Consider the following 22,497-nt stretch of genomic DNA (forward strand, 5'->3'; position numbering starts at 1 on the left):
AATTCCTCCGTTGATACTCGTTAGACTATTAATAGATCAAACCGGCTGGAAATTTACTTGCAAAAACTTGGCCGTGGCCCGGGAAGTGCACTGGCCATCCGGCAAAAAGATGCGTCCTTCCATGATTATCAGCCGGCCTTTGTGCTCCAGATTGCGGGCTTCGATGAGCAGCGGGGTGTGGATGGGCACGGCCTTCATATAGCGCACCGTCATTTCGGCGGTCATGGTGTCCAGACGGTGAAACTTGAGCCAGTTGGCCATGGTTTCATCCAGCAGGGTGGCGATGAGTCCCCCGTGCATATAGCCCGGCCAGCCCTGGTGTTCATCCCGGGCGGAAAACCGGCAGCGGCAAACGTTGTCCTGCAGTTCAAAAGTAAGTTGCAAACCGATGGGATTGTGGGGGCTGCAGCCAAAGCACATGGAAACACCGGTCTGGGACAGGGGCAGTTTCATGCGGAGCCTCCTGGTACAACCATATTTTAATGGTAACAATTAGTATTTTATCAGTCCGGACCCGTTTTCGCAAGCTCTCCCGGAAGACGCTCGCCGGAGAAATATCAGGACTGTCCGGTACCGGTCAGCTGCTGCATGATGGCCAGGGAGCTGCTGGTGCCCAGGCGGGTCGCTCCCGCCTGCAGCATGGCCCGGGCCTGGTCGGCTGTTTTAATCCCCCCCGAGGCTTTAACCCCTACGTGGGGCGGTACGTGCTGGCGTAATAGCTGCACGTCTTCCCGGGTAGCTCCCCCGCTGCCCAGTCCGGTGCTGGTCTTGACAAAATCCGCGCCGGCCAGCACGGCCAGCTCACAGGCCAGTATTTTCTCTTCCGGCGTGAGATAGCATGTCTCCAGGATTACCTTTACCAGAGCCCGCGGGGTGATCTGCCGCGCAGTTTGTACCACAGCCCGCAGGTCGTCCAGCACCGCCTGCATCAGGCCACTTTTCAGCCAGCCCAGATTGAGCACCACATCCAGTTCGGTGGCGCCATTCTGCAGGGCTGCAGCGGCCTCGGCCACTTTGGCGGCAGTGCTGCCGGCGCCCAGGGGAAAGCCAATCACAGTGCAGACTCCGACCGGGCCATCCTGCAGCGCCCTGCTGGCCGCTGGCACGTAGCACGGGTTGATACAAACGGCGGCAAAGCCGTATTGCCGGGCTTCTGCGCACAGGCGCTCAATGTCAGGCAGGGTGGCGGTAGGGGAGAGCAGAGTGTGGTCGATGAAGCTGGCCAGCCGGTTCGGTGTGAGCCTCTCTGTCACGACGGCAACTCCTTTGCTTGTGGTTTATATGCGCCACCTGGGCGGTAATGGGCCGGGAAAAAACTAACCCACCGGCGGCACCGGTGGGTATGATTACTCACCCAGTATGGCGGGAAAATCCGGGAACGTGCCATCAACCGACAGCGCCCGGGCCAGCAGCCGGTAGGCCGGCCGGGCCTGGGTTAGCAAGTCGTACTGGCGGCTGGAAAGCACCCAGCAGGTGGTAATTTCATCCAGGGTGCCGAAGATCATCTTGCGGGCTACCTTGATGTCCAGATCACGGGAGAATGCCCCTTTGTTCATGCCGTCGGCAATGATTTCCTCCAGGAAATTATAATACTCTTTGATGATCTTGGCAATGGCCCGCCTGATCGTGGTCTCGGATTGGCGCAGCTGGATCTGGAGCACGGAGGCCAGGGCCCGGTCGTTTTGCATGCGCTGGAACTGCAGGGTGATCAGCCGGGCCAGACGTTCAAAGGGGTTGTCAATTTCCTGCAGGGCATTGCGGGCGGCATTGGTGAAATCACCCAGCTTGATGCGGAACAGGGAGATCAGAACATCCTCTTTGTTCTGGAAATAAAGATAAATGGTGCCGTCGGCCACACCGGCCTCCCGGGCAATTTTGGCCACCTGGGAGTTGTGATAGCCGTTTTCCGCAATGACCTTTACGGCCGCTTCAATGATCGCCCGGTACTTTTCACCAGATCTTCTTGCCACGACCCTGTCCTCCTGGATAGCTCAAACTGTAATAAAAACAAGCGCCATTTCCGGAAGGGGCAGCTGATTGGGCCCGCCAAGGGGAGAAAGCGGACACAGGCTTGCTCCTTCCGGAAAGATCTGGCCAGGGGAAGGCCGGACATGGCGCTTGGAGGGGTCAGCATGGATTAATTACACGATATATTTTTCCGCTTCAATAACTCTGGCGGCAATTTGCCGGCGCAGTTCCACCAGGTTGGCCGGCGGGAACTTGAGCATGCGCTTGACAATGGAAAGCTGGGTGCGCAGCATATCTCCCTCAAACAAATAGCATAGCGCTTCCTTGGCCCACTTGTCAAACATGGGGAAGACGTCATAGACATAGGCCGAGGCCAGCAGCAGCTTGGTTTCGGCGGATGCCGGGTCTTTTTCCCAGGCTTTCAGGGCGCGCAGCACGGCGCTCTCCATGGCGTAGATTTGAATGGCCATATCGGCCATGATGGCGATCATTTCCTGTTCCTTGGCCAGCTTTTGCATGAACTTTTGCACGGCCTGGCCGCCCACCAGCAGGAACAGCTTCTTGGCCATATTGACCATGGCCCGTTCAGCAGCCAGCGGCTTGCCGTCTTCTTCCACACTGGCGCGCAGGTTGAGGATGTCATTGGACAGAGCCTGGGCGGCCTGCATCAAAGGCAGCTTGCCCTTCATGGCCTTGCGCAGCAGGGTGGCCGGGATGACCAGACGGTTGACTTCGTTGGTGCCTTCAAAAATGCGGTTGATGCGGGCATCGCGGTAGAAGCGCTCGGCAGGGAACTCCTGGGTGTAGCCGTAGCCGCCGTGAATCTGTACGCATTCGTCCACACAGTAGTCCAGGGTTTCCGAACCCAGCACCTTGGTGATGGAGCACTCGATGGCATATTCTTCAATGGCCGCTCCGGCTTCGGCGCCCGACTTCACATCGTGCAGGGCTTCTTCAATGTCGCCCACCAGGCGGTAGACGGCGCTTTCCGCGGCGTAGGTCTTGATGGCCATCTGGGCAATCTTGGTACGGATCATGCCGAATTTGGCCAGGGGCAGATTGAACTGCTGGCGCTCCAGAGCATACTTAACAGCCTGATTCAGGGCCACTTTGGAGGAACCCACGCAACCGGCGCCCAGCTTGTAACGGCCGATGTTCAGAATGTTGAAAGCGATGACGTGACCCTTGCCAACTTCGCCCAGCACATTTTCCACCGGTACTTTGGCGTCTTCAAAAATCAGGCTGCAGGTGGAGGAGCCTTTAATGCCCAGTTTCTTTTCTTCCGCGCCCACGCTGAAGCCCGGAGTATCGCGGTCCACAATGAAGGCGGTAAACTTGTCGCCGTCCACTTTGGCGTAGACGATAAAGACATCGGCGAAACCGGCGTTGGTGATGAAGATCTTTTCGCCGTTTAAGATGTAATACTTGCCATCTTCCGACAGCACGGCCTTGGTTTTGGAGTTCAGGGCATCGGAGCCGGCGCCGGGCTCGGTCAGGGCATAGGCGGCAATCAGTTCGCCGGTGGCCAGGCCGGGCAGGTATTTTTTCTTCTGCTCCTCTGTACCAAAGAGCACAATAGGCAGAGAGCCAATGCCGGTGTGGGCACCGATGCTCACCGCAAAGGAGCCGCCGCCCGAACTGTACTCGGCAATGATGGCCGAGGCGATTTTGCCCATGTCGGCGCCTTCATATTCTTCGGCAATGTCGGCGCCCAGCAGGCCCAGTTCGCCCGCTTTCTTCAGAGTAGCAGCCATCAGGCCTTCTTCCTGGTGATCCAGGCGTTCAATGTTGGGCACTACTTCGTTTTCAATAAAATCGGCCACAGTGCTGGCCACCATCTGATGTTCTTCGGAAAAATCCTCCGGGGTGAAGATATCAGCCGGATTAATCTGATCAATTAAGAACTTGCCACCGGGAATGGGCATAGTGTTTTCGCTCCTTTCGGGATGGGTTGGGATTTTAGTCTACCAGTTCAAATACGCCGGCTGCGCCCATACCGCCGCCAATGCACATGCTGACCACACCGTAGCGGGCCTTTTGCCGGTGCATCTCATGAATCAGGGTAGCGGTGAGTTTGGCTCCCGTGCAGCCCAGCGGGTGACCCAGGGCCACCGCGCCGCCGTTCAGGTTGATTTTGGCCGGATCCAGTTCCAGCACCTTGATGCAGGCCAGGGCCTGGGCGGCAAAGGCCTCGTTCAGCTCGAAGACATCCACCTGGTCTTTGGTGATGCCGGCCAGCTTGAGGGCCTTGGGAATGGCCACCGTGGGGCCAATGCCCATGATCTCGGGCGGGCAGCCGCCCACAGCGTAGGAGCGGAACACGGCCAGGGGCTTTAAACCCAGCTCTTCGGCCTTCCGGCGGCTCATCAGCACGGTGACGGCCGCGCCGTCGCTGGTCTGGGAGGAGTTGCCCGCAGTGACGCTGCCGCCAGCCCGGAAGACCGGTTTTAGCTTGGCCAGCACTTCCATAGTGGTGCCGGGGCGCACGCCTTCGTCGGTATCGAATACGGTCTTTTTCTCAACGATCTTGCCATTCTGCCAGAATTTCTCGGTGATGGTCAGGGGTACGATTTCATCCTTGAATTTGCCTTCGGCTATGGCTTTGGCCGCTTTGGCATGGCTCTGGACGGAAAATTCGTCCTGCTGTTCGCGGGTGATGCCGTATTTGTCGGCTACGTTTTCCGCGGTCAGGCCCATACCCATATAGGCTTCGGGGCAGATGCTGATCAGTTCCGGGTCCGGGGACAGCTTGTTGCCGCCCATGGGTACCTGGCTCATGCTTTCCACACCGCCGCAGACATAGACATCGGCAAAACCGGCCATGATGCGGGTGGCGCCGATGGCAATGGCCTCCAGGCCGGAGGAGCAGAAACGGTTGACCGTGACACCGGACACGCTGTCGGGCAGTCCGGCCAGCAGGTTGATCATCCGGGCCACGTTCATGCCCTGCTCAGCTTCCGGGAAGGCGCAGCCAAAGATTACATCATCTATTTCCGCCGGGTCCAGGGCCGGCACCCGGGCCAGGGCTTCCTTCAAGGCGGTGGCAGCCAGGTATTCCGGGCGGGTGTTTTTCAGCTTGCCCCGGGGAGCTTTGCCCACCGCTGTACGCACGGTGCTGACGATTACAGCTTCTTGCATTCTACCTTTACCCCCCTAGTTCCTCAGCGGTTTGTTGGTGGCCAGCATGTGGCGAATTCTCTCAATGGTTTTGGGTTCGCCCAGCAGGCTCAGGAAAGCTTCTCTTTCCAGATCCAGCAGATCCCATTCGCCTACCATGGTGCCTGCAGTGACACCGCCGCCGGTGATGATGTGGGCCACTTTGCGGGCGATCTTGGCATCGTGGTCGGAAATGTAGTTGCCCCAGCGCATGGTGTGGATGGCTACATCCAGCGCGGCGTAGCCGGGAGCGCCCACTGCCGGCACCTGCTTCAGCTGCAGGGGGCGGAAGGTGGGGGCCAGTTCCAGCACCAGCTTTTTAGCATCGCCAATCACCAGGTCGCGGTTGGTGGTTACCCGGTCGGTAGCCCGCATCAGGCCCAGTTTCTGGGCTTCCCGGGCGCTGGTGGATACTTTGGCCATGGCAATATTTTCAAAGACCTTGTTGATCATGGGCTGGACCGAGTTGGTGCCGCCGGTCTTCACGCCATCGGCGGACGGAGGCATCAGCTCATAGGCACGCAGGGTCAGCTCTTTGCAGCCGCCGCCGGCCGGGATCAGGCCCACGCCCACTTCCACCAGGCCCATGTAGGTTTCGGCATAGGCGTTGACCGCATGGGAGTGCAGGCAGACTTCGCAGCCGCCGCCCAGGGCCATGCCGTGCGGTGCGGCCACCACGGGCTTCTGGCACATCTTCAGGGCCATGGTGCCTTTCTGGAATTCCTTGATCATGAAGTCCAGATCGTCCCACTCTTCGTCCTCAGCTTCCATCAGCACCAGCATCAGGTTGGCGCCCACCGAGAAGTGCTGGCCGTAGTTGGCCACCACCATGCCCACATAGTCATTTTTCTCTACAAACTCCACAGCCTTGCGCACCATACCCATGACGTCTTCGCCCAGGGAGTTGGCCTTGCTGTGGAATTCCAGGTTGACCACGCCATCGCCGATGTCAATCAGGCTGGCTCCCGAGTTGGACAGCAGCACTTTGCCCTTTTCCTTCAGCGGGGTGAGGAAAATAACGCCTTCGCCCAGCTTTTCGGGTTTGTGTTCCTTGCTCTGCTGGTCGAAGATGAAGCGGTCGCCCTGCTTGGCTTCGTAGAAGCTGGTCTTGCCGGCGGCCAGCAGGTCTTCCACCACCTGGGGTACCGGGATGCCTTCGGCCTTGAGGCGTTCCACTACATTGGGTACGCCCAGGATGTCCCAGGTTTCAAAGGGACCGAAATCCCAGTTGAAGCCCCACTTCATGGCGTTGTCAATAGCCTGGATATCATCGGCAATTACGCCCAGCAGATTGGCGGCATAAAGCAGCACGTCGCGGGTGATCTTCCAGGCAAACTGGGCCGCTTTATCTTTGCCGGCGAGCAGAGCCTTGAACTGGTTGGCCGGTTTGCCGGCCTGCTTGGCCGCTTCCAGGGAAGCAAACTTGACCTTTTGTTTGGGCCGGTATTCCAGAGTTTTCAAATCAATGGCCAGAGTTTCCCGACCGGCATTGGTCTTGACCTTCTTGTAAAAGCCCTGTTTGGTCTTGTCACCCAGCCATTTGTTTTCCAGCATCTTCTGCAGGGGTTCCACTGGTTCGAATACAGCTTTTTCCGCCGGATCGCTGGTGTAGTCGTAAACCGTTTTGGCCACGTGCAGCATGACGTCCAGACCCACCATGTCCAGGGTGCGGAAAGAAGCACTCTTGGGCCGGCCCATCACCCGGCCGGTCAGCGCGTCCACTTCTTCCACGCTCAGGTCGAATTCCAGGGCGGCCTTGATGGTGGCGCACATGCCGTACACGCCAATGCGGTTGGCCACAAAGTTGGGCGTGTCTTTGCAGATAACAATGCCCTTGCCCAGCACTACTTCGCCGAAGTAGGACACAAAGTCCACCACTTCGGGCAGGGTTTCCCGGGCCGGGATTATTTCCAACAGGCGCATATAGCGGGGCGGGTTGAAGAAGTGCATGCCGATGAAATGCTGCTTGAACTCTTCACTGCGCCCTTCGATCATCTGGTTGATGGACAGACCCGAGGTGTTGGAGGCCACAATGCTGCCCGGGCGGCGGAACTGTTCCACTTTGGCGAACAGGTTCTGCTTGATGTCCATCCTTTCCACTACAGCTTCGATGATTAAATCGCAGTCGGCCAGGTAGGCCATGTTGTCTTCAAAGTTGCCGGGGGTGAGCAGGGCGGCGTTTTCCGGTACATAAAAGGCGGCCGGTTTGGCTTTGACCAGGTTGGCGATGGCGCCGGTAGCAAAGCGGTTGCGTACGGCCGGGCTTTCCAGGGTAAGGCCCTTTTTCTCTTCTTCCGGAGTCAGGGCATTCGGCACAATATCCAGCAGATATGTAGGAATGCCCACATTGGCCAGGTGAGCGGCAATGGCGGCGCCCATAACGCCGGCACCCAGCACGGCAGCTTTGTTGATGCTGCGCTTCATCTTCTGCGTTCCTCCTTTGGCGTTGGCTTTAAGCAACCTTGTCCCTGATCCGGTCTTGGCCCGGTATGCAGGTCTGGCCGGACCAAGACGGGACAGGGGAGTTACCCGCTTCGCAGCTACATGACTGAATGTTCAATCATGATGTATCAATATAAAGATATTTCATATTATAAAAAAAATCAATACTAGTTTGAGAGCCGTAAAGACCGCTGGTAGCCCCTGAATGACTATTCAGGTATAAAATTTGTTGTTTGGGGGGTATTTTTGCATATTTGAGGGGAATTGAATAGAAAATTCGGGAATGTCAGGCACGGGGTGCGGCAGGGGCGGCATATTTTTGCTGCAGTTCCCGGTCCAGCCCGGCCAGATAGACCAGCACCTGCGCCACAGCCTGATAGAGCGCGGGAGGGATTTCCTGGCCCACGGGCAGTTTGAGCAGGGTTTTGGCCAGCTGTTCGTCCTGGTAGATGGCTACGCCGTGCTGGCGAGCGGTATCAATGATCCGGCGGGCCATTTCGCCCCGGCCGCTGGCCACCACCAGCGGGGCATTGTCCTGCCCGGGGTCGTAGCGCAGGGCGGCGGCGACGGTTGGCTCGGCCTGCGTTTTTTCCCTGGCAAGCTGCTGCTGGCTGTTTTGCCGTTTGAGCTGTTCTGCCGGTCCGGACACAATATTCACCTGCCCTGGGTTAATTACGGCTCATTATACTGTCAGATCAATCAAGATGGCCCGGGGGAGATTTTGGAGCTCGGGAATGAGCTGCCGGGCCGTGTGGACGTCGGGGCGGTAGTGACAGATGACCTGGCTTTCGGGGTAACTGTGGTGCAGCAGCGCTTCCAGTTCGGACAGCCGTTCCTGCAGCAGGCGGGCTACCTCTTTGTCGGGCGTGTAGAGCTGCAGCAGGCAGTGCTGGTTTTCTACCAGCCAGTACAGCCACAGGTAACCCAGCTGGCTGGTCTGGAGCTGGATGAACAGGCCGAGCGAGGATGCTGTTGCCGGATCTTTGGCTCCGGCATCCCGTTCATTGAACTTGATGTAAAAACTGGCCCGCGGAAAGAGCTCGCTGCGCCAGGGCAGAGGGAAATAGCCCGGCCAGGCGGTCTGGCCGGATGTATCCGGGGTCGGGGCGGTATCCTGACGGGAAAGAACCGGCTCTGCAGCGGTGCGGCTGGCTGCAGCAGCCGGGGTGTCCTGAGCCATTACCCGGGCGAAATCCTGCTGTCCGGGAGGGGATTTGTCGGGCGGGGTGGGTGCGCGCTGGCCCAGGATGCGCAGCAGGGCCGGGACGAGCTGGGTGATTTGCACGGCACTTTCACCTCGCTTGTATTACATAATTAATTATCGATCAAAAGCCGGGCACAATAAAGGTTTTTTTGTCCGGTCGGCCGCCGGGGGGGAAAAGTTATCGCCCCCTGCATGGCAGCAGGAATTTTCTGCCGCCGGGCCGAAATAAACCAGGTCCTGATCATATGTAGGCTCATAATGTTTGTATGAAGCGGAAAAACTGTTTTGGTGAACCAATCACGAAAGCGGGATGGTGATGGGCATGATGTCAGTGGTGATGGGCGGCCTGTGTCCCCATCCGCCCATTATGGTGCCCGAAGTGGGAGGAGCAGAGGCACAGAAAGTGGCTGCTTCGCAGCAGGCCATGCTGGAAATGGGCCGCCTGCTCCAGCAGTGTGGAGCACAGGCGCTGGTCTTGATCACTCCCCACGGGCCGGTTTTTCGCGATGGCCTGGCGGTGGGGGTGGAGGAAAACTGGCAGGGCGATCTGGCCGCTTTCCGGGCCCCCGGGGTCCACTTGAGCCTGCCCGGTCATCCGGAACTGGCCCGGCAAATCTGCCGCTGCCTGGAGGAGGCGGGGATTGTTCATCTGCCCTTGAGCCGGCAAAATGCTGCCGACTGGGAAGTGGACCTGGAGCTGGATCATGGTCTGACCGTGCCGTTATATTTTCTGCAGCAGGCGGGGGAACTGCCGCCGCTGGTCCCCGTTTACATGGGGCTGCTGCCGCCGGTGCAGCTGTACCGGTTTGGTCTGGCCGCCCGCCAGGCGGCCCGGGAGCTGGGCCTGAAAATTGCTTTGCTGGCCAGCGGTGACCTTTCCCACCGCCTCACCCCCGATGCTCCTTCCGGCTACCACCCGCAGGGGGCGGAATTCGACCGGCTGCTGGGGGAAAGGCTGGGGCAGGGCGATGTGCCCGGGCTGGTATTCATCGACGAGCAGCTGCGCCGGGCGGCCGGTGAGTGCGGCTGGCGGCCGCTGGTGATGATGCTGGGCGCTCTGGACGGCTTTTCCTACACCGTGCCGGTTTATTCCTATGAGGGTCCTTTCGGGGTGGGCTATCTGGTGGCTGCTTTAAAGCCGGGTGAACCGGACGAAGGACGACTCTTTTCCCGGCAGTTTGCCGAACAGGAAAAAGCGGCGGTGCAAGAGCGCAAAGCCGGTGAGGGTTATCTGCCCGCCCTGGCCCGGGCGGCCCTGGAGAGCCATTTGCGCGGCCAGCGTTACCGGGTCTCGCCGGAGGAGGTGCCGGAGGAGTTCCGCCGGCCGGCCGGGGTTTTTGTCTCTTTGAAAAAGCACGGGGAACTGCGGGGCTGTATCGGCACCATTGAACCCCAGCACGACAGCATTGCCGGGGAAGTAATCGCCAACGCCATCAGCGCCGGTACGGCCGATCCGCGGTTTTATCCGGTCAGTGCGTCCGAGCTGGATGAAATTGATATCTCGGTTGATGTGCTGGGTCCGGCAGAGCCGGTGAGCGACCCGAGCCAGCTGGACCCCAGGCGCTACGGCGTGATTGTGCGCAGCGGGTGGCGAAAAGGGCTTTTACTGCCTGATCTGGAAGGGGTGGATACAGTGGAACAGCAGCTGGAAATCGCCCTGCAGAAAGCCGGCATTAGCCCACAGGAAAAATATACCATAGAACGTTTTGAAGTGGTCAGGTACAGGTGAGGAGGTCCTCAGGCAAACAGCAGGAAATATAGAGCAACTAAAATCATTTGAAGGAAAGCCGGTGCATAAATATGCAGGAAGCGCTGTATTACCGGCGCCTGCCGGAAAACCGGGTGCACTGCCTGCTCTGTCCCCAGGGCTGCCGCATTGCCGACGGGCACGGCGGTATGTGCCGGATGCGCCAGAACCGGGAAGGGCGGCTGTATGCAGCCAACTACGGTCTGGTCAGCGCGGCGGCCCTGGATCCCATGGAAAAAAAGCCGCTGTACCATTTTTATCCGGGCAGCCTGATTTTTTCCCTGGGCACTCTGGGCTGCAATCTGCGCTGTGGTTTCTGCCAGAACTGGCACATCGCCCAGACCGACAGCGCGCCGGCCCGCTATTTCAGCCCGCAGCAGGTGGTGCAGCAGGCCCGGGCTTTCAGGGAGCGGGAAGGGAATATGGTGGGTCTGGCCTACACCTATTCCGAGCCGCTGATGTGGTACGAGTTTGTGCTGGATACGGCCCGCCTGGCCCGGGAAGCGGGGCTGAAGAATGTGCTGGTGACCAACGGGTATATCAATCGCCAGCCGCTGCAGGAACTGCTGCCCTACATTGATGCCATGAACATAGACCTGAAGGGGGCGACCGGTGAGTTCTACCGCCGGCACTGTGTCGGCCGGCTGGAGCCAGTTCAGGAAACCATCCGGCTGGCCGCGCAAAGCTGCCATGTCGAGGTGACCACTCTGCTCATTGGCGGGGAGAACGATAGCCCGGAGCAGGTGGAGCAGCTGGCCCGCTTTCTGGCCGGAGTGGACCGCCGTTTGCCCTGGCACCTGTCGCGCTATTTTCCCAATTACCAGTTTGACCTGCCTCCCACCCCGCTGGAAAGCCTGCAAAGGGCCCGGCAGGTGGCCCGGGAATACCTGGATTTTGTTTACACGGGCAACGCGCCCGAACTGGATGGCAGCAACACGCTCTGTCCACGCTGCGGCCGAACAGTGATCAAACGGTATGGTTATCTGGTGGACGGAGACGGGCTGGCGGGCGGCAACTGCCGCTACTGCGGCGAGCCGATCTGTAAGAATATGTGAACAGGGGGGAAAAGTATGCCCTGGCGGGAAAAAATTGTTGAACTGGCCGATCTGCTGCTGTCCAGCAGCAAAACCCTGGTGTTGACCGGTGCCGGTATCTCTACCGAAAGCGGTATTCCTGATTTTCGCGGACCGGACGGGCTGTGGAGTAAGGTGGACCCCATCGAGGTTTTTTCGGTGGAAACCTTTACGCAGCGGCCCAAAGTGTTCTATGAAGTCGGGCTACCCCTGCTGGGCGCGTTGCACCGGGCCCGGCCCAACACCGCCCACTATGTGCTGGCTCGCCTGGAGGAAGCCGGTCTGATCCAGGGGGTAATCACCCAGAATGTGGACGGGCTGCACCAACAGGCCGGTTCCCGCACCGTGTATGAGATGCACGGGCACCTGCGCTCGGCCACCTGCATCGGCTGCGGGCATCAGGTGAGCTGGCGGCAGCTGGAGGAAATGGTGGAGCAGGGGGCTCTGCCTCCCCTCTGCGCGGCCTGCGGGGGAGTGTACAAACCGGATGCGGTTTTTTTCGGGGATCCGCTGCCGCCCGAATTTGATTATTGCTGCCGGGAGGTGGCCGACAGCCAGCTGCTGCTGGTGATTGGCTCCAGTCTGGAAGTGGCGCCGGTGAACTATCTGCCCTACTTGAGCAAGAAATTTGCCCTGATCAACATGGGTCCAACCATGGCCGACAGCCGGGCCGCCCTGCGCATCGAGGCCAGGGCGGGTGAAGCCATGCAGGCGCTGGCCGATGAGCTGGTCAAGCGGGGCCGGTTGCGGGAAAAAACTATCTAAAAAACAACTGTTGCACTGACCATGCATCTAGTTGTATAATTATAAAACGAAGCCGGTTTATGAGCCGGTGATCGCTGTATAAATATACACGATATACAGCGACGCCGGTTTAATATTTATAATAGCTGCTGTAGAAACAGAACAATGATGGCCGGAAAAGAAGGGAAGTGCTGTTTTGTGGCAGAAATCAATGTGGGCATTGTGGGGGCTACCGGTTATGCCGGGGCCGAGCTGGTGCGCCTGCTGGCCGGCCACCCGGCGGTGAACCTGGCTGTGTTGACCAGCCAGAGCTATGCCGGGCAGGCTTTCTGGGAAGTCTACCCGCACCTTTACGGTTATGTGGATATGGTAACCGAGGAACTGGATCCCGATCTGCTGGCCGAACGGTGTGATGTGGTGTTCACCGCCCTGCCCCATGGCCATGCCGTGGCCGTGGCCCGTGCCGTCAAAAGCCGGGGGAAAAAATTCATCGACCTGGGGGCCGATTTTCGTTTTACCAGTGCGGAAACCTACCAGCAGTGGTATAAAGTGGAGCACACCGGTGCCGACCTGCTGGGCGAAGCGGTATACGGCCTGCCCGAACTGCAGCGGGAAAAGATCCGGGGAGCCTGGCTGGTGGCCAATCCGGGCTGTTATCCCACCGGGGCTATTCTGGGGCTGGCGCCGCTGCTCCGGACGGGGCTGATCGAAACCGACAGCATTATTATCGACTCCAAGTCGGGAGTTTCGGGGGCCGGGCGGGGATTGTCCCTGAACACGCACTACTGTGAGGTTAATGAGAATATCAAGGCGTACAACGTGGCCCGGCACCGCCATACCCCTGAAATTGAGCAGATGCTGTCGGCTCTGGCCGGGCAGCCGGTGACCATCTCCTTCACTCCTCACCTGACTCCCATGAACCGGGGTATTCTCAGCACTATTTATGCCCGCCTCAAGGACGGGGCGGATGTGGGCGGCCTGCCTGAACTCTACCGGCGGTTCTATGAACATGAACCCTTTGTCCGCGTGCTGCCTCCGGGGATGCTGCCGGGGACCAGAGCGGTGGCCGGCAGCAATCACTGCGACATCGGTCTGGTGTACGACCCGCGCACCCGCCGGGTGGTGGTGGTGACTGCTATAGACAACCTGATCAAAGGAGCGGCCGGACAGGCGGTACAAAACATGAATATCATCTGCCATCTGCCTGAAAGTACCGCCCTGGCCGGGCCGGGCCTGTATCCCTGATCAACTGCCACCGGGCATCACAGAAAGGAGCATTCTTCTTGAACCAGTACAGTGTGCAAATTGTGGAAGGCGGAGTGACGGCAGCGGCGGGCTATCTGGCCGCCGGAGTGTCTGCCGGCATCAAATATGTGGGAAAAAAAGATGTGGCCCTGCTCTTCAGCCAGACCCCGGCAACCGCTGCCGGGATGTATACTACCAACCGGGTGCAGGCGGCGCCGCTCCAGTTGACCCGCCGCCATATTGCCGCCGGCCATCCGGTGCAGGCCATAGTGGTGAACAGCGGCAATGCCAATGCCTGCACCGGCCCGCAGGGGGAGAACGATGCGCTGGCCATGGCCGGGCGGGTGGCGGAAAAGCTGGGTCTTAAGCCGGAAAACGTGCTGGTCGCCTCCACCGGGGTGATCGGCCAGCCCATGCCCATGGGCAAAGTACTGGCGGGTATTGATGCGGCGGCAGCAGCTTTGAGCCGGGAGGGAGGAATTGATGCCGCCGAGGCCATCATGACCACCGACACCGAGCTCAAACAGCTGGCCCTGGCTGTTTCTACATCCGCGGGCCGCTTTGTCATTGGTGGTATGGCCAAGGGTTCGGGGATGATTCACCCCAACATGGCCACCATGCTCTGCTTTTTGACCACCGATGCCGCCGTGCCGGCCGAATTTCTGCAGCAGTGCCTGCGGCAGGCCGTGGAGGCTACTTTCAATCAGATCAGTGTGGATGGTGACACCAGTACCAACGATATGGTGGTACTGTTGGCCAATGGTGCCGCCGGTGTGCGCATTGAACCGGACAGCCCGCAGGCGGCGGCTTTCCAGGATGCCCTGGAACAAATCTGCACCGTGCTGGCCCAAAAAATCGCCCGGGACGGGGAAGGGGCCACGCACCTGATCCAGGCCCGGGTGCAGGGGGCGGCCACCCTGCAGGACGCCCGCCGGGCCGCCCGAGCCATCGTTTCCTCCAACCTGTTCAAGGCGGCGGTGTTCGGGCGCGACGCCAACTGGGGCAGGATTATCTGCGCCCTGGGGTATTCAGGCGCGGCATTCGACCCGCAGCGGGTGGACATCTATCTGGGTGAGGTGCAGGTAGCAGCGAACGGATGTGCCCTGGCCTTTGATGAGGAAAGGGCGGCCGGGGTGCTGGCCCGGGAACAGGTGGATGTGATCGTGGATCTCAAACAGGGTGAGTACAGTGCCCTGGCCTGGGGCTGCGATTTAACTTACGAGTACGTCAAGATCAATGGCAGTTACCGCACGTGAAAAGAAGGTGGTTTGATGACGACGGCGCAGGAGAGGGCGGCCATACTGGTGGAAGCCCTGCCATATATCAAGAAATTTTACGGCCAGACCGTGGTGATCAAGTACGGCGGGCACGCCATGGTCAGCGAGGAGCTGAAACAGGCCGTGCTCACCGATGTGGTGCTGATGAAGTATGTGGGTATGCACCCCGTGCTGGTGCACGGCGGTGGCCCGGAAATCAGCGCCATGCTGCGGCGGCTGGATATTCAGTCCCGCTTTGTGGGCGGTTTGCGGGTTACCGACGAGCCGACTATGGAAATAGTGGAAATGGTGCTGGTGGGCAAGATCAACAAGGACATCGTGGCCCGCATCAACCAGCTGGGCGGGCGGGCCGTGGGCCTGTGCGGCAAGGATGCCGGATTGTTCACCGCCGTGCGCCGGGCCGGCCGGGTACAGCAGCCGGACGGCACTGTGCAGGAGGTGGACATCGGCCTGGTGGGTGATATAGAGCGGGTCAATCCGGGTATTGTGAGCTCGCTGATCGAGCAGGGCTATATACCGGTGATTGCCCCCGTGGCCATGGGCAACGGCGGAGAAAGCTATAACATCAATGCCGATTATGCCGCCAGCGCTCTGGCCGGGGCACTGGCGGCCAACAAGCTGATCAACCTGACCGATGTGCCGGGAATCTTGCAAAAACCGGACGATCCGGGTTCGCTGCTCTCGGTGGTCAGCCGTCAGGACATTGATCGCCTGGTGCGTCAGGGAGTGATCGGCGGCGGGATGCTGCCCAAGGTGGACTGCTGCCTGCACGCCCTGCAGGCGGGAGTGCAGACCACGCACATTCTGGACGGGCGGGTGCCCCACGCCATCCTGCTGGAGGTGTTCACCGACCGGGGTATTGGTACCATGGTGGTAAATTAGGTTACATAGTGCTAGAGAGCGGGTGAATATAGATGCATTCGGCAGAAATCATCGCTTTAAGCGACCAGTATATCCTGCCCACCTACGGCCGGCTGCCTTTTTGTCCGGTACGGGGTGAAGGGGCGCTGCTTTACGATGCCGAGGGCCGGGAATACCTGGATTTTGTGGCCGGCCTGGCAGTGAATGCCCTGGGACATGCCCACCCGGCCGTGACCCGGGCCATCTGCGAGCAGGCCGGGCAGCTCATGCATGTCTCCAACCTGTACTATATTGAGCCGCAGGCCCGCCTGGCGCAGGTGCTGGTGCAGAATTCCTGCGCCAGCAAGGTCTTCTTCTGCAACAGCGGCGCCGAGGCCAACGAGGCGGCCATCAAGCTGGCCCGCAAGTTTGGCAAGCAGGAAGGCCGGCACCGTTATGAGATCATCACCGCCCGGCAATCCTTCCACGGCCGCACGCTGGCGGCCATCACGGCTACCGGGCAGCCCAAATACCAGCAGGGCTTCGAGCCGCTGCCCGAGGGCTTCACCTATGTACCCTTCAACGACCTGGAGGCCTTGGCGGCGGCCATTTCCCCCCGCACTTGCGCCATCATGCTGGAGCCGGTGCAGGGCGAGGGCGGTGTTTATCCAGCCGATCCACATTACCTGCAGGGCGTGCGCCGTCTTTGTGATGAAAAAGGACTGCTGTTGATCTTTGATGAGGTGCAGTGCGGCCTGGGCCGCACCGGGCGGCTGTTTGCCTACCAGCACTACGGGGTGGAGCCCGACGTGCTCACTCTGGCCAAAGCCCTGGGCAACGGTTTCCCCATCGGGGCCATGCTGGCCGGCCCCCGGGCGGCAAATGTGCTGCAGCCCGGTGACCACGCCTCCACTTTTGGCGGCAACCCCCTGGCCTGCCGGGTGGCCCTGGCCGTGCTGGAACAGCTGCTGGACGGCGGAGTGGTGGAAAATGCCGCCCGGGTGGGCGCTTATTTCTTCCAGCGCCTGCAGCAGCTGCCGGCCAGGTATTCCTTTGTGCGCCAGGTGCGCGGACTGGGCCTGATGCTGGGTGTGGAGCTGACGCGGGAAGGCCGGCCGGTAGTGGAGGCCTGCCGGGAGCGGGGCCTGCTGATTAACTGTGTGGGAACCCATATTTTGCGTTTTGTGCCGCCTTTGATCATCAGCCAGGCTGATGTAGACCGGGCGCTGGAGATTCTGGAACAGGTGTTGAGCAGTCTAAGCTGATCAGGAGGATAACATGCCCAAGAGGACGGACATCAGGAAAGTGCTGGTTATCGGTTCGGGTCCCATCATCATCGGTCAGGCCGCCGAGTTTGACTACGCCGGTACCCAGGCCTGCAAGGCGCTGCGGGAGGAGGGCGTGGAGGTGGTCCTGGTCAACTCCAACCCGGCCACCATCATGACCGATGATAACATTGCCGACCAGGTCTACATAGAGCCCCTGACCTGGCAGAGTGTAGCCGCCATCATTGAGCGCGAGCGGCCGGACGGACTGCTGCCCACTCTGGGCGGCCAGACCGGACTGAATCTGGCCGTGGAACTGGCCGAGCAGGGCGTGCTGGAGAAATACCGGGTGCAGCTGCTGGGTACTTCCCTGCAGACCATCAAAAAGGCCGAGGACCGGGAGCTGTTTAAAAAGACCATGCTGGAAATTGGCGAGCCGGTGCCCGAGAGCACCATCTGCACCAGCCTGTCCGAGGCCGAGGAGTTCGTGGCGCAAATTGGCTTTCCGGTGATTGTGCGGCCGGCCTATACCCTGGGCGGAACCGGGGGCGGTATAGCGGCCAATCAGGCCGAACTAGCGGCCATAGTGGACCGCGGTCTGAAGATGAGCATGATCGGTCAGGTGCTGCTGGAGCGCAGTGTGGCTGGCTGGAAGGAAATAGAGTACGAGGTGATGCGGGACGGCGCCAATAACTGCATCACCATTTGCAATATGGAAAACATCGATCCCATCGGCATCCACACCGGCGACAGCATTGTGGTGGCCCCTTCCCAGACTCTGGCCGACAAGGAATACCAGATGCTGCGCAGTGCTGCACTGAAGATCATCCGGGCGCTGGGGGTGGAGGGCGGTTGCAATGTGCAGTTCGCCCTGGACCCTTTGAGCTTTAAATACTATGTCATTGAAGTCAACCCGCGGGTGAGCCGCTCCTCGGCCCTGGCTTCCAAGGCCACCGGCTATCCCATTGCCAAGATGGCGGCCAAAATTGCCATCGGCCTAACCCTGGACGAAATCACCAACCCGGTTACCGGCAAGACCACGGCCTGTTTCGAGCCTACCCTGGATTATGTGGTGGTCAAGATTCCCCGCTGGCCCTTTGACAAGTTCACCGCCGCCGACCGCACCCTGGGCACCCAGATGAAAGCTACCGGGGAAGTGATGGCCATCGACCGCACCCTGGAAGGTGCGCTCTTAAAAGCCGTGCGCTCGCTGGAAATTGGCGTGGACAGCCTGCAGTTGCGCGGCTGTGCCAGCTGGAGCGAGATGGAGCTGGAAAGTCTGCTGGAAAGGCCCAACGATTTGCGCCTGTTTGCCATTGCCGAGGCCTTCCGGCGGGCCTGGGCCATGCGCGAGGTTTTCCAGCTCACCAGCATCGATTATTTCTTCCTGGAGAAGATTAAGAACATTGTGGTGCTGGAGGGCGAGATCCGGGCGGCCGGCTGGCCGCTGCCGGCTGAACTGCTGCGGCGGGCCAAGCAGATGGGACTGGCCGACAGCTACATCGCCCGCCTGACCGGCCAGAGCGCGGCGGCTGTGCGGGCGCTGCGCCGCCAGCTGGGCGTGCTGCCGGTCTACAAAATGGTGGATACCTGTGCGGCCGAATTCGAGTCCACCACTCCCTATTACTACTCCACCTATGACCAGGTGGATGAAGTGGCGGTGAGCGACCGGCCCAAAGTGCTGGTGCTGGGTTCGGGTCCCATCCGCATCGGCCAGGGCATCGAGTTCGATTATTGTTCGGTGCACTCGGTGTGGGGCCTGAAAAATGAACAATACGAATCCATCATTATTAATAACAACCCGGAAACCGTGAGCACCGACTTCGATACGGCGGACAAACTATATTTCGAACCCCTCACCCTGGAAGACGTGCTCAATGTGGTGGAAAAAGAGCAGCCCCTGGGCGTGATTGTGCAGTTTGGCGGTCAGACCGCCATCAACCTGGCTGCCGATTTGCACGCGGCCGGAGTGTGCATTCTGGGTACACCGGTGGAAAGCATTGATGCCGCCGAGGACCGGGAAAAATTCAGCGCCCTGCTCAAGGAACTGCAGATTCCCCAGAGCGAGGGAGCCACGGCCTGCACGGTGCAGGAAGCGCGCCGCATTGCCGAGCAGCTGGGCTACCCGGTGCTGGTACGTCCCTCCTATGTGCTGGGCGGCCGGGCTATGGAAATTGTTTATAACACCGCCGAACTACTCAAGTATATGGAAACCGCCGTGCAGGTATCTCCCCGCCACCCGGTGCTGGTGGATAAGTACATCCTGGGCCGCGAGGTGGAAGTGGACGCTATTGGCGACGGGCGGGATGTGTTCATTCCGGGCATTATGGAACATATTGAGCGGGCCGGGGTGCACTCGGGCGACTCCATGGCGGTGTATCCGCCCCAGACCCTGTCGCCCGAAGTGCAAAGGCAGATTGTGGATTACACCCTGCGTATTGCCCGCCGCCTCGCGGTGTGCGGCCTGATCAACATCCAGTATGTGGTGGCCGGGGAGCAGGTTTTCGTGCTGGAGGTCAACCCGCGGGCTTCCCGCACGGTACCCGTGCTGAGCAAGGTCACCGGTGTACCCATGGTGCAGGTGGCTACCCGGGCCATGCTGGGCCGCCGGCTGTCCGAGATGGGTTACCGGCCGGGTCTGGGTCCCCTGCCCGATTTGATCACGGTCAAAGCTCCGGTGTTTTCATTTGAAAAACTGGACCAGGTGGATGTGTCCCTGGGACCGGAAATGAAGTCCACCGGCGAAGTGATGGGCATTGCTCCCCGGCTGCCCCAGGCCCTGTACAAGGCCATGCTTTCGGCCGGTTTGAGAATTTCCGCCGGCGGAGAAATGCTGGTGTCGCTGGCCGACCGGGACAAACCGGAGGCGCTGCCCCTGGTGCGGGGTTTTGCCGCCCTGGGCTACCGGCTGTATGCCACACCGGGTACGGCAGTGGCCCTGGCGGCAGGCGGGCTGGGAGTGCAGGTGGTATATGAACAGGATGTGCCGGAACTGATTCGTTCCGGCCGGGTAAACCTGGTGCTCAATACGCCCACCCGGGGCAAAGAGCCCGGTCGTCCCGGTTTCACCCTGCGCCGGGCGGCGGCCGGATACAAGATTCCCTGCCTGACCTCGCTGGACACGGCCGGTGCCCTGCTGGAAGTGTTGCGCAGCCTGCATCGCGGCGAGGAGGCACCGCCGGTGAACATGCACCAGTTTGTGCGTAAAGGAGAGGAAGACCATGCCGCTACCGCCGCTGCCCGCTGAGCTTAAAGGGCGGGATTTGCTATCGCTGGCCGATTTCAGCCCGCAGGAGATTCTGCAGATCCTGGACTGGGCCGATACCTTGAAAAAATTGCAGAAAGAAAGAATACCCCATCCCTACCTGGCCGGTAAAACTCTGGCCCTGATCTTTGAGAAATCTTCCACCCGCACCCGGGTCTCCTTTGAAGTGGGCATCTACCAGCTGGGCGGCCAGGCGCTGTTTTTGAGCAGCCGCGACATCCAGCTGGGCCGGGGGGAGAGCATCGCCGACACCGCCCGCGTGCTTTCCCGCTATGTCGACGGCATCATGATCCGCACTTTCGGGCAGCAGGTGGTGGAGGAACTGGCCGCTTACGCTTCCGTGCCGGTGATCAACGGGCTGAGCGATCTGCTGCACCCCTGCCAGATCCTGGCTGACCTGCAGACCATCCGCGAGTACAAAGGGCGGCTCCAGGGGCTCAAGCTGGCTTTTGTGGGGGATGGCAACAATGTCTGTCATTCCCTGCTCATCGGCTGCAGCAAGCTGGGGCTGGATGTGGCTGTGGCCACGCCGCCTGGTTACCGGCCGGCAGAACACATTGTGGCGCGGGCGCGGGAATTTGCTGCGGCGGCCGGCAGCAGTGTGTTGATCACCGGTGACCCGGCCGAGGCGGTGCAGGGGGCCGATGTGCTGGTCACCGATGTCTGGGCCAGCATGGGTCAGGAGGACGAACAGCGGGAGCGGGAGCAGGTATTTGCTCCGTACCAGCTCAATGCCCGGCTGGCTGCTCTGGCGGCACCCGATTATATCTTTTTGCACTGTCTGCCCGCCCACCGTGGTGAGGAAGTGACCGCTGAAATCATTGATGGGCCGCACTCGGCGGTGTGGGATGAAGCGGAAAACCGCCTGCATGCCCAGAAGGCCGTGATGGCACTTTTGCTGCAGGACTGAAAATGCTGGTACATCTGGCAGGTTTTTTGTCCGGTGCCCGGGAAACATGATATAATAACAAACGTGCAGGAATGAATACAGATTGCCGCCGGGGCCCGCCCCGGCGCATCTGGCTGAAGGAGGATACAGCAGAAAATGGCCAAAGTGGTTCTGGCATACTCGGGGGGGCTGGATACTTCCATTATCATCCCCTGGCTGAAGGAGAATTACGGCTATGAAGTGATCGCCATGGTGGCCGATCTGGGCCAGGGCGAGGAGCTGGCCCCCCTGGAGGAAAAGGCCATCAAAAGCGGGGCCAGCAAGATTTACATTCAGGATGTGAAAAAAGAGTTTGTTACCGATTATATATTCCCCACCCTGCGGGCGGGCGCCATTTATGAAGGCAAATACCTGCTGGGCACCTCCATGGCCCGGCCGCTGATTGCCAAACAGCTGGTGGAAGTGGCCCGCCGGGAAGGGGCCGAGGCCGTGGCCCACGGCGCTACCGGCAAGGGCAATGATCAGGTGCGCTTTGAGCTGGGCGTCAAGGCGCTGGCTCCCGATTTGAAGATCATCGCTCCCTGGCGGGAATGGAATATTCGCTCCCGGGAAGATGCCATTGACTATGCCCAGGAAAGGGGCATTCCCGTGCCGGTGACCAAAGCCCGCCCTTACAGCATGGACCGCAACCTGTGGCACCTGAGCCACGAGGGCGGTGACCTGGAGGATCCGGCCAAAGAAATGCCGGAGGACGTGCTGATGCTCACCGTGCCGCCGGAAAAGGCTCCCGACCGGCCCACCTATGTGGAAATCGGCTTTCGGGCGGGCACGCCGGTCAGTGTAAACGGCGAAGAACTGGCACCGGTGGAACTGGTGGACAAGCTGAATGAGCTCGGGGGGGCCAACGGTATCGGTGTGGTGGATATGGTGGAAAACCGCCTGGTGGGTATGAAATCGCGCGGTGTCTATGAAACGCCCGGCGGTACCATTCTCTGGACGGCCCACCGCGAGCTGGAGTCCATCACCCTGGACCGCATCACCATGCATTTCAAACAGCTGGTGGCCGCCCGCTATGCCGAACTGGTTTACGACGGGGTGTGGTTCTCGCCCCTGCGGGAGGCTCTGGATGCCTTTGTGGATGTGACCCAGCGCACGGTGACCGGCAGTGTGCGGCTCAAGCTGTACAAGGGCCACTGCCTGCCGGCCGGGGTGACCTCCCCCTATTCGCTGTACAGCCAGGAGCTGGCCACCTTCAGCCGGGACGAAATATACAGCCAGAAGGATGCGGAAGGTTTTATCAACCTTTTCGGACTGCCCCTCAAGGTGCGTGCCCTGATGGAACAACAGGCCGGTCTGCGCTAAAGAGCTAAATGGGCAAAAAA

18 protein-coding genes are annotated in these 22,497 nt (G+C 60.2%); 10 read left to right on the forward strand and 8 right to left on the reverse strand.

Annotated elements, in window-relative coordinates; genetic code table 11:
* Positions 1 to 36 precede the first annotated feature (36 nt).
* The 8 genes from ACUVTU_RS05860 to ACUVTU_RS05895 form a co-directional block, all read right to left on the reverse strand.
* A complete protein-coding gene (locus ACUVTU_RS05860) occupies positions 37 to 453 on the reverse strand; it encodes a PaaI family thioesterase (protein ID WP_445889028.1) in 417 nt (138 codons plus the stop codon).
* 104 nt (positions 454 to 557) lie between these two features.
* Positions 558 to 1,253 carry a deoxyribose-phosphate aldolase gene (gene deoC, locus ACUVTU_RS05865; protein WP_445889029.1) on the reverse strand — a complete coding sequence of 232 codons (696 nt, stop codon included), beginning with the start codon at positions 1,251 to 1,253 and terminating at the stop codon, positions 558 to 560.
* A gap of 93 nt (positions 1,254 to 1,346) precedes the next feature.
* Positions 1,347 to 1,970, reverse strand: a complete 624-nt coding sequence (locus ACUVTU_RS05870) for a TetR/AcrR family transcriptional regulator (protein WP_445889030.1) — start codon at positions 1,968 to 1,970, stop codon at positions 1,347 to 1,349.
* A 171-nt stretch (positions 1,971 to 2,141) separates the two neighbouring features.
* A complete protein-coding gene (locus ACUVTU_RS05875) occupies positions 2,142 to 3,893 on the reverse strand; it encodes an acyl-CoA dehydrogenase family protein (protein ID WP_445889031.1) in 1,752 nt (583 codons plus the stop codon).
* A 34-nt stretch (positions 3,894 to 3,927) separates the two neighbouring features.
* On the reverse strand, positions 3,928 to 5,106 hold the full coding sequence (locus ACUVTU_RS05880) for a thiolase family protein (protein WP_445889032.1): 1,179 nt from the start codon (positions 5,104 to 5,106) through the stop codon (positions 3,928 to 3,930).
* 15 nt (positions 5,107 to 5,121) lie between these two features.
* Entirely contained in the window at positions 5,122 to 7,548 is a 2,427-nt protein-coding gene (locus ACUVTU_RS05885; RefSeq protein WP_445889033.1) for a 3-hydroxyacyl-CoA dehydrogenase/enoyl-CoA hydratase family protein, read from the reverse strand.
* 304 nt (positions 7,549 to 7,852) lie between these two features.
* Positions 7,853 to 8,215, reverse strand: coding sequence for an EscU/YscU/HrcU family type III secretion system export apparatus switch protein (locus tag ACUVTU_RS05890; RefSeq protein ID WP_445889034.1), 363 nt, complete (start codon positions 8,213 to 8,215; stop codon positions 7,853 to 7,855).
* 33 nt (positions 8,216 to 8,248) lie between these two features.
* A complete protein-coding gene (locus tag ACUVTU_RS05895; protein WP_445889035.1) occupies positions 8,249 to 8,851 on the reverse strand; it encodes a hypothetical protein in 603 nt (200 codons plus the stop codon).
* Positions 8,852 to 9,092: 241 nt separating this feature from the next.
* Here ACUVTU_RS05895 and amrA point away from each other — a divergent pair, with 241 nt between their 5' ends.
* The 10 genes from amrA to ACUVTU_RS05945 all read left to right on the forward strand — a co-directional run bounded on the left by amrA (position 9,093) and on the right by ACUVTU_RS05945 (position 22,477).
* On the forward strand, positions 9,093 to 10,499 hold the full coding sequence (amrA, locus tag ACUVTU_RS05900) for an AmmeMemoRadiSam system protein A (RefSeq protein WP_445889036.1): 1,407 nt from the start codon (positions 9,093 to 9,095) through the stop codon (positions 10,497 to 10,499).
* A gap of 71 nt (positions 10,500 to 10,570) precedes the next feature.
* Complete coding sequence (gene amrS, locus ACUVTU_RS05905; protein WP_445889037.1) at positions 10,571 to 11,572, forward strand: AmmeMemoRadiSam system radical SAM enzyme; 1,002 nt, start codon at positions 10,571 to 10,573, stop codon at positions 11,570 to 11,572.
* A 15-nt stretch (positions 11,573 to 11,587) separates the two neighbouring features.
* Positions 11,588 to 12,355: a Sir2 family NAD-dependent protein deacetylase gene (locus ACUVTU_RS05910; protein ID WP_445889038.1), complete on the forward strand. Its 768-nt coding sequence runs from the start codon at positions 11,588 to 11,590 to the stop codon at positions 12,353 to 12,355.
* Between the two features lie 147 nt (positions 12,356 to 12,502).
* Complete coding sequence (argC, locus tag ACUVTU_RS05915) at positions 12,503 to 13,579, forward strand: N-acetyl-gamma-glutamyl-phosphate reductase (protein WP_445889039.1); 1,077 nt, start codon at positions 12,503 to 12,505, stop codon at positions 13,577 to 13,579.
* A gap of 38 nt (positions 13,580 to 13,617) precedes the next feature.
* The gene (gene argJ, locus ACUVTU_RS05920) at positions 13,618 to 14,835 is read left to right on the forward strand and encodes a bifunctional glutamate N-acetyltransferase/amino-acid acetyltransferase ArgJ (RefSeq protein ID WP_445889040.1); all 1,218 of its coding nucleotides are present in this window, start codon (positions 13,618 to 13,620) and stop codon (positions 14,833 to 14,835) included.
* A gap of 15 nt (positions 14,836 to 14,850) precedes the next feature.
* Positions 14,851 to 15,738: an acetylglutamate kinase gene (argB, locus tag ACUVTU_RS05925; protein ID WP_445889041.1), complete on the forward strand. Its 888-nt coding sequence runs from the start codon at positions 14,851 to 14,853 to the stop codon at positions 15,736 to 15,738.
* A gap of 32 nt (positions 15,739 to 15,770) precedes the next feature.
* The gene (locus ACUVTU_RS05930; protein WP_445889042.1) at positions 15,771 to 16,961 is read left to right on the forward strand and encodes an acetylornithine transaminase; all 1,191 of its coding nucleotides are present in this window, start codon (positions 15,771 to 15,773) and stop codon (positions 16,959 to 16,961) included.
* Between the two features lie 13 nt (positions 16,962 to 16,974).
* The gene (gene carB / locus ACUVTU_RS05935; RefSeq protein ID WP_445889043.1) at positions 16,975 to 20,208 is read left to right on the forward strand and encodes a carbamoyl-phosphate synthase large subunit; all 3,234 of its coding nucleotides are present in this window, start codon (positions 16,975 to 16,977) and stop codon (positions 20,206 to 20,208) included.
* The gene (argF, locus tag ACUVTU_RS05940; RefSeq protein ID WP_445889044.1) at positions 20,183 to 21,136 is read left to right on the forward strand and encodes an ornithine carbamoyltransferase; all 954 of its coding nucleotides are present in this window, start codon (positions 20,183 to 20,185) and stop codon (positions 21,134 to 21,136) included. Before carB ends, argF begins: the two co-directional genes overlap by 26 nt.
* A gap of 135 nt (positions 21,137 to 21,271) precedes the next feature.
* A complete protein-coding gene (locus tag ACUVTU_RS05945; protein WP_445889045.1) occupies positions 21,272 to 22,477 on the forward strand; it encodes an argininosuccinate synthase in 1,206 nt (401 codons plus the stop codon).
* Positions 22,478 to 22,497: the final 20 nt, after the last annotated feature.

The organism is Desulfurispora sp. (assembly GCF_052744395.1).